The organism is Halorubrum californiense DSM 19288 (genome assembly GCF_000336875.1).
GTDB lineage: Archaea > Halobacteriota > Halobacteria > Halobacteriales > Haloferacaceae > Halorubrum > Halorubrum californiense.
The window spans coordinates 137,580-150,993 of the sequence record NZ_AOJK01000025.1 but is presented as its reverse complement, the minus strand read 5'-3'; the positions used below and the strand labels follow the sequence as shown (position 1 = coordinate 150,993).

Sequence of the window (13,414 nt, the reverse complement as noted above, 5' to 3'; positions counted from 1 at the left end):
TCAATAGAGTCTCATTAGCGTGTTTTTCCTACCAATCCACGCCAGTAGCCGTTCCGCTATCCCACGTTATCGCCTGAACCATATCTGGCAGTTGGTCCAAACGCGCTTCGACGACAGCCATTGGATGCTTATCAATATATTCCGCACTCTCACGGAGAGAGTCACTATCTGCTTGATTTAGTTGGAAATGGACTTCTCCGTACTCCGGATGGTCGTCATCTTGATGCCAACCAAAGAGAAGACTTCGTTCCGGCTCAATCCAGCTAATCCAGTACAAGTCGTTGTCGGTGCCGGTCTCGACATCAAAGCCGATTTCGAGTCGTACACTTTCCACTGGATAGTTGGAATCCTCTAGGAAGTCTCTCGGGTCCGATTTCGCTATGACTCGATACGACCCGGGTTCCCGATGAGTCGAAACACGAAGTTGAACAGAACTAAATTGTGAATCACTCTGGAGCCGGTTCTTGATTCGTCGATGGATTCGTTTGTTGTCAAGGCCATCTCTTTTAGCGAGAAATATCATTCAAGACTAGGCAATCGCGAGTCCTTCGTCCCCATCGGAATCAGAGAGTTGGGTTACGTCTGTGTAGAGTTGAAGTGCGTGTTTCGAGAGACGTATCTCTGTCTCCAGAGTCTCCCACGTTGAGGCAGCATTCCGAATGGCACGCATTTCCTCTGTAGAGAGGTTTTCTTCAACTAGCTTGTTGCGCAGTTCGGAAAGAGTCTCGACCTCGTATTCCTCTCGTAGTGATTCAACCTGAGCGGTATGCTCAACGAGGACCGATTCGAGTTCATCACGCGAATTCTCGTTAATGAGGTCAAGGACTTCTTCGATGAGTATCTGAACCGGGTTTGGCGCGTATTTCGTCTGACCGTCGACCGTATGTTCTTCCGCTTTGTTCTCTGCCATGAGGGTCTCCAGTTCGCTGTCGGCAGTCGCCCACGCGACATCCGCTCTGTCCGCGATGGAAGCAACGGTCTCGGGCTCATCGAGTATCTCGACAACCATACGGACTCTTTTACGACCGCTGTATTCCTCTTTCCAAGCCTCTACGTTTGGTTCGCTCATTTCTTGTCTCATCTACGCAGGAAAAACACAAATAATTTTGGCTCACTCAGATATGTGAGACAGAGTCTTTTTCCGTGATTCAAATAGTAGCAGAATCTGCTACTTACGACGATATACGATAATTGCCATAGTTGTCACGCCGAGCGCGAGCGGCTCGTCACGCAAGACCATTTCGCACGACCACAACAATACATCTATATCCTCAATCCGTTACCTCCTCGCTTCAACTTCGTGGAGGATGCGGCGCAGTCGTTTATTGTACTGCTCGCCGTCCGCTCCGTCATGGACGCGGTAATGACAGTTCGGACAAAGGGCTATTACGGTGTCTATGGTGTCAGTGCCACCATCGCTCAACTCGTTAACGTGGTGAGCGTGAAGGTACGGTTCCCCGGTCTTGCTCGTGAATGGTGCTGGCGAACCGCAGCCCTCGCAAATGCCTGCTGCCCGCGCCTTCACATATCGTTTGACCGCTGTCGACCGATTGTACTCAACAGACTCACTTGGCGCAGCTGTCGCTTCAGTGGGAACCTCCTCAACTGCGCTCGCCTGCGCCTCTCGCCGTAATTCCGGGAGGTTGAGGTCTCTTTCATCATCTAGAGCTTTGTCTTCTGAATCCGCACCAGAGGATACAGTTCCCACGTCCTTACTGGCACGTGATTTTGTACCATCTTGAGGCTCCTGTTGACTAGTTCCATCATCACCAGATTCAGTATCTGACTCCCTGATAGTAGTTTCCGCTCTCATGTTATCGTCCAAGTCGACAGCTTCTAACCCACTAGATTGATTTGCTTTTATTAGAAAATCCTCGACAGAAATCCCCGTTTCATCATCCAAAATAAACGCGTACGTACTGTTGACTTTCAGGGCAGTAACGTAGGTTTCCGCTGAGAATTTTGGAAACGGACCAAGATTGATGTGTCCTGTTCTACACTCAATGATGATGTTTCCACTATTACTAATTCGGTCTACTTCTGCGGTGAACACTTCACCCGGTTCTGGAGTCTGGTGGAATTGAAAGTCATCACAGAGCGGACACACCCACGCATCGTCTCTGTTCCGCATCACTGCCGCACAATTATTACAGAACCGGATGTCGCTTCCCCCACTGTCCACGTTGTACTGTGGTTCAAGTCCCAGCGTGGATACCATCCAACCGATATATTTCTCGTCTCTAGGTTCTTCATCACTAATTAGTGCGTTGCCACGTACCAGAACGGCAGTCACCTCGTCTCCAACAGCGGATTCTTGGATTGGACCTGCGTTGATATGCTGATACTCCGTTTCGATTATTCCGTGGCCATCATCATTGATGTGGTCAATTTTGGCCGCGAAGTACCCACTCTTCATCCTTGCTGAACTCTCGGACTCCGAACTCTCGAATTTAGAGCGGTTACACTTTGGACATTCCCACGAGCCGTCACGTTTCTTCATCAAGCTCCCACATTTGTCGCAGAACTTGGTGGAACCCTCAAATTTGACATTTCCACTGTCCGCCATAGCTGGAGAATACAAGATACAGCATCTAAACATTAAGCACGTTGTTAGACGCTATCGGTCAGAGATGGCGACAGCATAGGCATGAATATCTGGTGTGACAATCATGACTTCTTACCTAATGGAGGGTACAAGTTGTCGGCTTTGTCCCACAACTATGAAGACAAAAACGACGAACACGCCCAAACCCCCGAAGACACCGATATACACCGCCCCCAGAAACCCGACTCCGCTCACGAGGAAAGTATATAGGCACAATTCTTATAGACAATTGTACAGAAAACATGGAGAACCCATATTCAAAATCACAATTAGAAAAAGAGGAGAACCTGCTTCTCCGAAGACTCCGGGAAGTCCGCCGACAAATCGAAGCGTACGAAGAAGGAGAAGCCGTACACGTCGAAACCAACCACGAGTACCAGAAGCGCGCGAAGACAGCCGAAGAAATCGTCGAACTCTCCGGGGCAGACCCCGAGAAGATTCATGACGCTTTGAATGCCATTCGACTCCCTGAGACCTTCGAAGAATGAGCACGTCCAGTATCTTCTTCCCGGCTTCGTTCGGCGCATTCGCGGGGGTTCTGCTTGGTAGTATAGCTGGATTAGATATAATCGCTACAATCGGATTAGCAGCAATATGTGCAGTCCTCACCGTAGCCTTCAACTCGACTTTTGAAAGTGAAAACCCATCAGATTATGAGAATTGACGACAGCGGCGCGAGAACCAAAGTCTGGCTTGACGAAGAAGAAGCCGACAAAATCGTGCGCACCCTTGAGAAGCGAGAATGGGAACGAGGAATAGCTGGGATGCTAATGGCCCGCGTAGGTCTCCGGTCTGAAGAAACAACGACCGTGACACCGGACGACGTACTCCGCGCTAAAGACGGTGAGAGCTGGCTTCTCCGTGTTCAGGGAAAGAACACCAAGGGCGGCGAAAAGACGACTCGGAAAGCATGGCTACCCGACGACGTAGAAAAAGCCTTGTTCAACTTCGCCCGGGAACGCGGAATCGAAGACGACGAACCCTACCTACCATACGCGCCCCGGACAATCCAAAGCTGGATAACCAACGACCACGGGACAGAAAAGCAGGGGACAGGCGCGGCGGACGTACTCGCGAGAGATGAAGACGAAGACGACGAATGGGAACACGTGTCTTCGCACGATTTACGGCGACACTGGGCACATCTTCATTTGGTGGAAAAAGGCGTTCCCGTCCGCGTGATGATGTCCATAGGGGGCTGGTCAAGTTATTCAGCAATTGAGCCGTATCTCACTGAACCAAGTGAGAAGAACATTCTCGAATCAATGAAGGCCATACAATAATACGTAGTGAGTCCGTATCCTACCCAGTTAACTGATTAATTAATTATCTGGTTAATCGGCTAGTTAAGCCCTCTACTCACAAAATAAGCGATTATACAACAAACCCAGTAATCAAATAACGAATAGACTAATCTGAAAGTTGTTCTTCTAATTCGTTTATTCGCTCTTGATTCGAAGTCATGCGCTTATACACATTTTCCGTGATGTAGTCGTGTATCTCTTCAATCGTCTGGTTGAGCTCGTCCACCTCTTCGGCGAGTTCTACCACGTCGACAGTCGTTCGCTCTGGCGTCCTATCATGCGACAAGAGCGCTTCTGCTTCGTCGCGCATCTCGTCCGGGATGACCGCGACCTTCATTCGAGACCCGGACTGCGAAGGGATTTTCGAACGGTCAATCTCGATGAATCCATGGCGCTCCAGTTTTCGAAACTGATGTTGAAGCTGCCCCTCCGTCAAATCGGTGCGCCGCCGTATCTTCGCCGTTGAAGCGCTCCCGTCTTCTTCGATGATGGCCGAGATAAACTGCCGCGTTTCTTCGGTCTGTTTCATTCGATTCATACCAAATTATTGGTAAGACGACTGCAAAGGTGTGTGGGCGGTGAAGGCTTTCAAAGCATGCTAAGAGAGGCTTTGACGGGGTGAAATCCAAAGCCTTGGTAAGAGGCTTTGAAAGGGTTCGAACATGCCGCTCGACGGGTCTCTTGAGGACACCCCCCTCAAAAGAGAAACGAATACGCATAATTCGTTTTATGAGCAAAAGGAATAATCCTCTGAGCGATTACCCCGATACTGGGGGAGCGAGACTTCCCGGGTTCGAGAAGAGAACTCGTCTTACCAAGTGTAGAGGAGAGCGCGAGAAGGAATACCCCCTCACTCAAACGAACAAGGAATTACCTTTCTCACTATTCAACCTCCGTATTTAAAATCGCCAAGAAGAGTTTAGAAGCTAATGAGGCTAGGAGACACGGACCACTCCCGACTTAATGTAGGCAGACTCCCAGTATTTTTTCATAGGCTCTCTCACAATATAATCTTCAGCAGAAAGTTGCGGTGTAATAGCTTGAAGTTCTTTCACTGCCGGGAATTCGGACAGGTTTATTTTATCACCTTCCTCCAGTCCATCAGGAGCCATAGCATATCTTGAGTCACCTGAGGCCTTGAGTAGTTCAAAAACTGTACGTTCGGCGTCTGATAGATTTGTATTCGAATCAACTTTTAATACCAGTCGTGGCTGAGGAGACTCGCCCACGCGAACAGATTCGCATACAACGTGTAGGACAGAAGGTTGTTTAAGCAGATGTTCCTTCCTCTCCATATTCCACTCGTCAAATCGTTCTTCTTGTGGTGCTTTAATTTTCCAAAAATTGTCGACCACCTCAAATTTCTGCTCAGGGTCATAAACAATTTCAACTGGTTGTATTTTATTCAAAGTCTGCCCGTTAATAGATACTGGCGAAGAGAGATGAATGCCAGAGCTTCCGTATGATTGAAGCGGAACTGCAGTATTGTATTTTGGGACTCGAAGAATTGGTTGTGCATAGGGGCCTTCCTGTTCTAACACAAACACAACATCTTCATCTCCGATTTCTCTGGAGAAGCGATATTCCGCGTGTACCTCGGGCATTTCTTTCTCGAATCCCACAGGTAGTTCGTCATCGTTCAAAAGCCGCACATTTTGCTTCACACCATTAATTTCGATGGACCGAATCTTCGATTTCTCCTCTTCTGAGGGCGTGTGTTCGTTTTGTGTCTCTGAAGACATAGCGATATATTCATTTCACAAGTTGATATACATTCCTAGTTTTTATATTGATTAGGACAGGAATCCAGCGGCTCCTTGATAGCGTCTCTGCAAGGTAGTGTACCTGATATTGGTTTTAAAATAAACATCAGAACTGCTCTTTCAATAGAGCAGCCGTGTTTGGGCCACGCATAAAGCCGACATAACAGATTCTCCTAACATGGAATCCCTCCAGAACAGTCAGGGACCCCTCGTTAAGTACAGTATTGAGAGCACATTCTCCGAGATTTTTGGAGGAGTTTAGATGGTCAAAATTCACAAAGTCGGCGGGAATGCAAAAACTTCGTACGGAGTTTACGTAAATTCGTCCCTTGTTGACAATACTGGATGGGAGAACGGTGATTCCCTTCGCATCACTGTCGTTGACGGAGAGTTAATTCTGGTCACACACGAACAGATGCCGGTTGACCAATGGATTGAGCTCTACGACGCTGTAACCACAAATGAAACAATCGATGAGATGGACCCAGCCGACCTAATCAAATTGCGAGACTTCTCTGATGGTTCCGATGGCCGTCGACCATCTTCGGTGACTTCGCTGTCCCAACTTAGCGACTCAGGCCATCGAGTTCTCATCACTAACGCGGTAAACCGACTACAATTATCGTCGGACACCAGCATCCGACGCCGGACAAACTTGGGTGTACTCGTTCTAATTCCGGCCTCTATCGAGACAGAAGACGTAAATGAACGAGTTCGAGATATTTTGGATAAACGTGAATCACAATTGGGAAACAGCAGTAACCCTACCGAATAGATATGGCCTCTGACAAAGCCGGACCAAGACTCACGAATAGGACAACTACGGGCTGTTAGCTAGTAATACCACATCTTGTCGGCTTTTATCTTGATATTCAGCCGTTACACTAGGTGATAATACAGACGCAACTACTTACTAACCCCCCCACATTTGTGACAGTATCATCAATGGCTCCACAGATTCCCACACTCTTTGAGTCGTGTACTCCCCACGACGATGTGCTATCGGGAACACTGTCGGAAAATGAGTTCGCTGCGAAACTCTCCGACGTAGTGTTTCGACAGGATGAGGCCCCTGAAATCTATGGAAACCCGGATACCTTCTTCGAGAAGACGTATCCAACAGATGGACTACAGGACCTCCTCACTCTGCTTGCGAAACGATATGTCGGCAAAGAGCGAGACGAGTTCAGCGGAGAAGATGGGCTTCTCTCACTTGATACGGTATTCGGTGGTGGAAAAACCCACTCACAAATCGCCGCGTATCACTTCTCGCAGAACCCGGACGTAATCGACGACCTATCACAGTACATCGTCGACGACGAAGCACGTTCGCAGTTTGAAGAGGTTAAAGACGAACTGTCTGTTCGGACAGCCGTTTTCGAAGGCGGGTACGTCAGCGCGAGCAAGGCGAAATGCAACAAGGACGACCCCAGTGCTCCGAACACGCAGACGATGTGGGGCGAACTCGCGTATCAGCTAGCCGGTGCGGAAGGATACGCGATGTTTAGCGAGTACGACAACGACCGCGTTGCCCCCGGAGAGTCGGACGTAGTCGAACTCTTCGAGATGATGGACGACCCGGGACTGGTACTCATCGACGAGGTGGCACAATACTTCGAGCAGGCCGCAGCCGTCGGTGTCGAGGGGTCCACGCTAGCTGACCAGACGAACTCCTTCCTCTGGTCGCTCATGCGCGCTACGCAGAACACCGACGCAGTCACAGTAATCCTTTCAGTCTCTGCTACTGCGTTCGAGGACCGCGCACAGGTAGTCCAAGACCTCATCACCGACCTCGATGGCATCTCCGAACGCACCGAACACGCAGTTACACCTACCGATGACGACGAGGTCGCGGCAGTCCTCCGGCATCGATTGTTCGAGTCGGTCGACGACGATGTTGCATCTCGCGTGGCTGAATCGTACCAAAGCTACTACCGTGACTTCGAAGACGAACTCCCTGACAGGGTCACCAAGGCAGAATTCAAAGAGCAACTGGAACAAACGTACCCGTTCCACCCGACGCTCATCGACCTTCTGGGGAAAGAGATAGACACGCTACCCAACTTCCAGCGGACCCGGGGTGCACTCAAACTAGTCTCGCGAGCGGTCCATCACATCTGGAGCAACGAGGAGTCGAACGCGGACCGTCACTACGTCCGGACGTTCGATATGCATCCCTCGGACGACCACGTCTGGTCGACGCTTCTCGACCTCTTCGAACATATCGAGCAGGACCTTCGGACTGCCTCGAAGTCGGACATCTACACGAACGACGGCAAGGCAGCGTGCCAGTACGAAGACGACAACTGGACGCCGATGGGCCACCCGCCGATTGCGACTCACCTCGGGACGACCATCCTCTGGAAGAGTATTGTCTCCGGGGGGAACCGCGGTCGTGGTGTAACTCGTCGGAAGCTTTGGGAGATGATTCTGGAGCCGGGCGTCGAACTTGACCACTACCGTGACGCTCTGAAAAACCTGAACGAGACGGGCTCGAACCCGGATACAGAGGCATTCTTCCTCTACGAAACGGAGAACGGTCTCCTCCGGTTCAAGGGAGAGCCGAAGATTTCGAAGCTCATCACCAACGAGGCGCAGCAAATCGAGCCGGGTGTCGCTCGCAACCGTCTCGAACAGACGATTCGAGGTGCGCTTGGCGGTGGTGTCTTCGAGACTATCTACGACCCACAAGCACCCTACGAGGTCCCAGACGACTACGAAACAGTCCGTCTGTGTGTGATGGGCTTCGACGCGGTGACCGTCACGAGCGACCTCGACGAGCCTCCCGAACTCCTCCAGACGCTGGCGAACAAAACGGGGAACTCGCCGGGGGCCGAAAAGAAGCGAGTCTACCGGAACAACATCGTGTTCCTCGCTGCTGGCGAGCAGGAAACAGACGGGGCGCTTGACCATGCTCGCCGTGTCAAAGCGATGGAACGGGTTCTCAACGGCGAAGCATGGGAAGCCGAGCTCAACAGCGCTCAGCGTGATGACCTCGACGAGCGTCTCCAGAAGGAATCTGCTCTTCTCGGTGAATCGGTCCGGCAGTCCTACCGGCACCTCTACTACCCGGACTCTAGTGGGCTGTCGAACGAGACCATCGACTCCGTCAACGACAGCTCAGACCTCCACGACATCGTCTTCGAGAACCTCGAAAGCCTCGACAAGCTCATCACGCAGGACGAGGGGGCACTCGGGACGACGTGGTTCCGCAACCGTATCTGGCAGTCGGAGCCGGACTCGATGACGACGCTGGACATTCGCAAGCTCGTCGCGAAGCGGACGGACATCCGCATTCTGCTTGACCCGAGACCGCTTCGAGCCACCATCCGAGCCGTGACGACCAGCGATATGTCGACGTACGTCTTCTGGGACGACACGGTCGACGAGGGGTCCTGCTCGGAAGGAATGACCGTGAACACCGCCGAAGGTGAGAAAACGCTCTCCAAGGCCGAGCAGATGTCTACGGACCTTCCAATGTCGAGTGTCCTGATTAGCGACGACCACCACGTCTTCGGCGACGGGGAGAAGCTGCTCGCCGAACACGACCTCGACTTCCCCGAGGATACCGAGGAAGAAGGCGAAGACCAAGGCGGCTCGGAAGGCGGCAGCAGTGGTGGGACTGGTGGCACGGGCGGAGGAACGGGCGGTGGTGGGACTAGTGGTGGAGTCAGTCCGCCACAGCGTTCCGAGCTGTCGTTCAACGTCAGCACGGACTCCCCGAGTGCAATCACGGGCGCGTTCTCGGACGTGAACAGCGCTATCGACCAGAAGAAGATGAGCCTACGAGACAACTACGATGTGTCCAGCAGCGACATCGTCGTCGAGGTCGACACCATCGAAATCGAACTGGAGGGCGACCAAGTCTGGGAGCGAGCGTGGTTCATCTCGAACAAGCTCAAAGATTTAGATAGTATAGGGGAAGCAACCTCCATCGTGTTCGAGTACGTCGCACAAGGAACGGACACCTCTTCCAGCGTCTTCGAGGCTGGCTTCGAGGGGTCCGCAGCGGAGTTCGCCGACCACTTCGGAACGAATCATATTCCGGAGAGCTTCATCAGCGCTGGTGGGGACTCGGAAGGCGAGGCTGTCCTCATCATCGATACGGAGTCGATTCAGGACAACACCCGCGAGGCAACACTCGACGTGCTACAGGAGGCACTCGAAGGTCTCGGTGGGATTAACAACGTCGAGCTGGTGGTCTCTGGAGTTGTGAAAGAGGCGTCGGAGCAGAGTGAAGAGGTGAGCGCATGAGCATCGAGGCGGAGTCATTCGCCTACGGCAGCAGTATGTACGGCGGCCGGCCGACGTTCGCTTTGACGCGTCTGCTGGGTGACGACGCCGGCCTCACGCTGTACGAGCTAATTCCCGAAGACCTCGCTGACGGTCGCCAGAAGCGATTCAGTAAGGCGAACAGTAACCGGAAGCTCATGAGGGCCGGTATCACGGACGCGATTCCGGACGCACAGGAAGACTCAACTGGCGTCCTTGACTTCTCCAGCGTTGGGGCCCCCTCAGCCCGCGCACCTAACGACTGGCAGTGGAACGATTGGTGTGCCCTGAAAATCACGACTCTATCCGACAGCCGACAACAGGCCGTTCACCGACTGGTTCGCGACGTACTGAACGACAGTGGAGTTGACCCTGACTTCGTAATGCGCGGGGAGGGCTCGGCCGTGCTCTCGGAAAGTAGTGGAATTCGGCTGACAATCGCGTTTCTCGCGATGAAGCGGCTTCAGAAGTACGAGAAGCTGACTACCGTCGCCGACAGCATTGCCCGGATGAGTCTGGAAGAGTGCTACTACTGGCACGCGAAGTGTCGGTCTCCATCCAGTCCGAACGGTGTGAAGGCGCTACGAGTGCTGCTTGCCGACCATCTCGAATAATCCAATGTCCGAAAATACCAATGACGAGAGTGACGAGTTGAAGAATTTGAAAATCGAAGGGCCACTACCGACCAAAACGGTGGGGATAGAAAGCGTGAAGGAAGGCAATCCAGAATCGATGTCTCCCCACCGGCGGATATTCAAATGGTTCGCACGCCGGCCTACTGCGACGACTCGGCTTGCGATTCTCGCGTCTGTGCTTCCACCGGACGTTTCTAACGACAAGTTGCTCCGTTGGATGTGTATCGGCCCACGGACAAGTGGTGTATCGGATATCGACGATTATGTCGTCAAAAAATATGCTACGAAAGACGATAGAACGGGGTCAGTCGAGGACCACTTCGGCTACGAGTATCCGCACAAAAACGTCCCCTCAAAATCTGAGTTTGAGGAACTACACTCAACGCTTCGGGAGCACTGGGACGGACAGCTCCCAACTGTACTCGACCCGACCGCGGGCGGCGGAACGATTCCGCTGGAAGCTACTCGATACGGTCTTCCCACTATATCTAACGAGCTAAATCCGGTAGCGTGGTTGCTAAACAAGGTAATTCTCGAACATGCTCCAAAAGAGGGGTCCATTGAGTCAGATGTGCGGACGTGGATGAACGAGATTGAGAGCATCGTTCAGGAGCGTCTGGAACCATTCTTCCCGGAAAAGAACGGGGTTGAGCCGAACCAATACTTCCGGGCCTACAGTATTGACTGCCCTTCGTGTGGGAAACAGATTCCTGTATCCAATCGCTGGTGGTTCAATCAAAAGAAGGGGATTGCCAGCAGGCCACAGTATGAGGACGAAGGTCTCCAATTTGAGATTGTACACATACCAGAAGATGTCTCAAAGGACGAATTTGACCCAAGTGAGGGGACGGTAAGCGGTGGAGATATTGAGTGTCCCCATTGCGACGTGGTGACTGAGCGAGAGGATGTTGTATCGATATTCTCGAATGGAGAATTCTCTTATGAAGTCTGTGGTGTGAGATACTCTGAATCTGTACAGGGTTCACAGTATCACTCGCCGTCACAGGAAGACCGCGATGCGCTTGCGCGGGCGGCAGATAAGATAGAATCCGAGATTGACCTCGCGACCCTTCTCACCACAGACCGCTACGTTGGATTCTATGACCGTTCTGCCCCTTATGGAATTACCCAATGGAGGGACCTATACAGCCCCCGTCAACTCCTTTCTCACGCTACATATCTTGACGCATTTGATGAAATAAAGAAGGATATCTTGGACGAATATTCTCAGAACCGAGCAGAGGCTATCCTCACGCTTCTCTCGTTTATATCTATAAAACTGATAGAACGCAATTCCAGATTACAACCTATTGACATTCGTCGAGGGTCTCCCAGTAGTATGCTAGGTAATAATAACTTCTCATTCCAGTGGCATTTCTCTGAGAGCAACCTGATGAGTGGGACTTACAGTTACCAGTCTGAATCAGATAACGTATTGTCGAACTATGAGCATATCTCGGAGTATGTCTCACACCTTGAGGACCCGGATACAACGGTGCGGTGTGGAGATGCCTCAAATCTACCAATAGATGCCGAATCGATTGAGGCAATTGTCGTTGACCCCCCGTATGGAGACAATATCATCTACTCCGAGGTCGCCGATGCGTTCTATGTCTGGTTCCGCGAGTATCTGGGGGACATCTATCCTGAAGAGTTCAGCACACCAGAAACTAACAAAGAAGACGAGGCTGTTGAGAACCCCTCTTTGGTATCAGATACGGAGTCTGGCTCTAAGCGTGAAGTGGCACGGAATAAATACGAGAATAGAATGAGTGACATCTTCGGCGAGGCGTACCGAGTCCTCGAAGAGGGAGGTGTTCTCACAATTTACTTTACAGACAAGGAAATTGCTGCGTGGGACTCGCTCACTATGTCTATCATAAATTCCGGGTTCAATATAACGGCAACCCACACCATTACCAGCGAAATGCCACAGCGGATTGGTGTACAACAAGACGCTTCCGCAGATAGTACCCTTCTTCTAACTTGTAGGAAGCCTACTACTCAGCCCGACGACCGAATGCCAACCCTTTGGCGGGACATAAAGGATGAAACCAGACAGGTAGCCCGCGAGAAGGCAAGTTCCTTGCTCGAATCTGAACACAACTTGACTAAGACGGATACAATAATCAGCGCATTCGGCCCCACGTTACGAGTGTTCACGGAGAACTATCCCGTGGTCGATGATAAGGACGAGCTGGTTCGACCGCGAGAAGCGCTCCGTGAGGCAAGGACAGCAGTCACCGAGGTCCTGATACAACGGGAGCTGGCTGGGTCCCTCGACGATGTAGATTCCCTATCAACGTGGTACATTCTTTCATGGTTGGTCTATGAGCAGCAGTCAATCCCATACGATGAGGCACGACAACTTGGCCTCGGTGTTGGAGTCCAGATTGATGAGGTAAAGAGCGATACCAAAATCTGGAGCAAAAGTAGGGATGACGTGGTCTTATCTGGACATCAGGGCCGTGTACAGAGCTACTCTGAATTGGAAAGCGGGGTCAAAAGACGAGCCAGAAAGTATCCTGTTGACCCGAGAGAGCAGTCATTCGAGAATAGAATCGACGCAGTCCATGCGGCATTAGATGTATTGAGCACCAAAGGAAGCGACTTTGCATGGAACTGGTTGAAGGAACGTGACTTGCAGAATGACTCTGCTTTCAAGAGTACCATAGAAGGGTTACTACAAGTGCTGCCGGAGCAACACGATGATTACGACCTCTTGAAGAATTTAGTTTCGGGAGAAACCGGCGAGTTGCTGGAAATAAACATTGCTGTCCTTCAGAGTCCGGACGATGTGGAAAGCTCTCGGACCACTCTAGACGAGTTCTGAGC

General features: G+C 51.5%; 10 protein-coding genes. 5 read left to right on the top strand and 5 right to left on the bottom strand.

The features are described from left to right. Positions 1 to 28: 28 nt before the first annotated feature. The 3 genes from C463_RS19570 to C463_RS19440 form a co-directional block, all read right to left on the bottom strand. Complete coding sequence (locus C463_RS19570; RefSeq protein WP_239638854.1) at positions 29 to 334, bottom strand: hypothetical protein; 306 nt, start codon at positions 332 to 334, stop codon at positions 29 to 31. 195 nt (positions 335 to 529) lie between these two features. Then, on the bottom strand, positions 530 to 1,069 hold the full coding sequence (locus tag C463_RS05665; protein ID WP_049905585.1) for a DUF7342 family protein: 540 nt from the start codon (positions 1,067 to 1,069) through the stop codon (positions 530 to 532). Between the two features lie 210 nt (positions 1,070 to 1,279). Further along, entirely contained in the window at positions 1,280 to 2,566 is a 1,287-nt protein-coding gene (locus tag C463_RS19440; RefSeq protein ID WP_204365868.1) for an HNH endonuclease, read from the bottom strand. Between the two features lie 281 nt (positions 2,567 to 2,847). On the opposite strand from C463_RS19440, the gene C463_RS18500 reads away from it, so the two are divergent. Then, positions 2,848 to 3,093, top strand: coding sequence for a hypothetical protein (locus C463_RS18500; RefSeq protein WP_152422373.1), 246 nt, complete (start codon positions 2,848 to 2,850; stop codon positions 3,091 to 3,093). 165 nt (positions 3,094 to 3,258) lie between these two features. Beyond that, positions 3,259 to 3,888, top strand: a complete 630-nt coding sequence (locus C463_RS05660; RefSeq protein ID WP_049905583.1) for a site-specific integrase — start codon at positions 3,259 to 3,261, stop codon at positions 3,886 to 3,888. A 127-nt stretch (positions 3,889 to 4,015) separates the two neighbouring features. Here the strand turns inward: C463_RS05660 and C463_RS05655 are convergent, their stop codons facing one another. Further along, positions 4,016 to 4,447 carry a helix-turn-helix transcriptional regulator gene (locus tag C463_RS05655; protein WP_008441848.1) on the bottom strand — a complete coding sequence of 144 codons (432 nt, stop codon included), beginning with the start codon at positions 4,445 to 4,447 and terminating at the stop codon, positions 4,016 to 4,018. Positions 4,448 to 4,844: 397 nt separating this feature from the next. Next, on the bottom strand, positions 4,845 to 5,651 hold the full coding sequence (locus C463_RS18495; protein ID WP_152422372.1) for a hypothetical protein: 807 nt from the start codon (positions 5,649 to 5,651) through the stop codon (positions 4,845 to 4,847). A 909-nt stretch (positions 5,652 to 6,560) separates the two neighbouring features. Between C463_RS18495 and C463_RS05650 the strand changes: the two genes are divergently transcribed. The 3 genes from C463_RS05650 to C463_RS17500 are packed head-to-tail and all read left to right on the top strand — an operon-like array spanning position 6,561 to position 13,412. Then, complete coding sequence (locus C463_RS05650) at positions 6,561 to 9,926, top strand: ATP-binding protein (RefSeq protein WP_239638853.1); 3,366 nt, start codon at positions 6,561 to 6,563, stop codon at positions 9,924 to 9,926. Beyond that, positions 9,923 to 10,558: a DUF7680 family protein gene (locus C463_RS05645; protein ID WP_008441842.1), complete on the top strand. Its 636-nt coding sequence runs from the start codon at positions 9,923 to 9,925 to the stop codon at positions 10,556 to 10,558. Before C463_RS05650 ends, C463_RS05645 begins: the two co-directional genes overlap by 4 nt. 4 nt (positions 10,559 to 10,562) lie before the next feature. Continuing rightward, a complete protein-coding gene (locus C463_RS17500; protein WP_080510773.1) occupies positions 10,563 to 13,412 on the top strand; it encodes a DUF1156 domain-containing protein in 2,850 nt (949 codons plus the stop codon). The last annotated feature ends 2 nt before the right edge of the window (positions 13,413 to 13,414 follow it).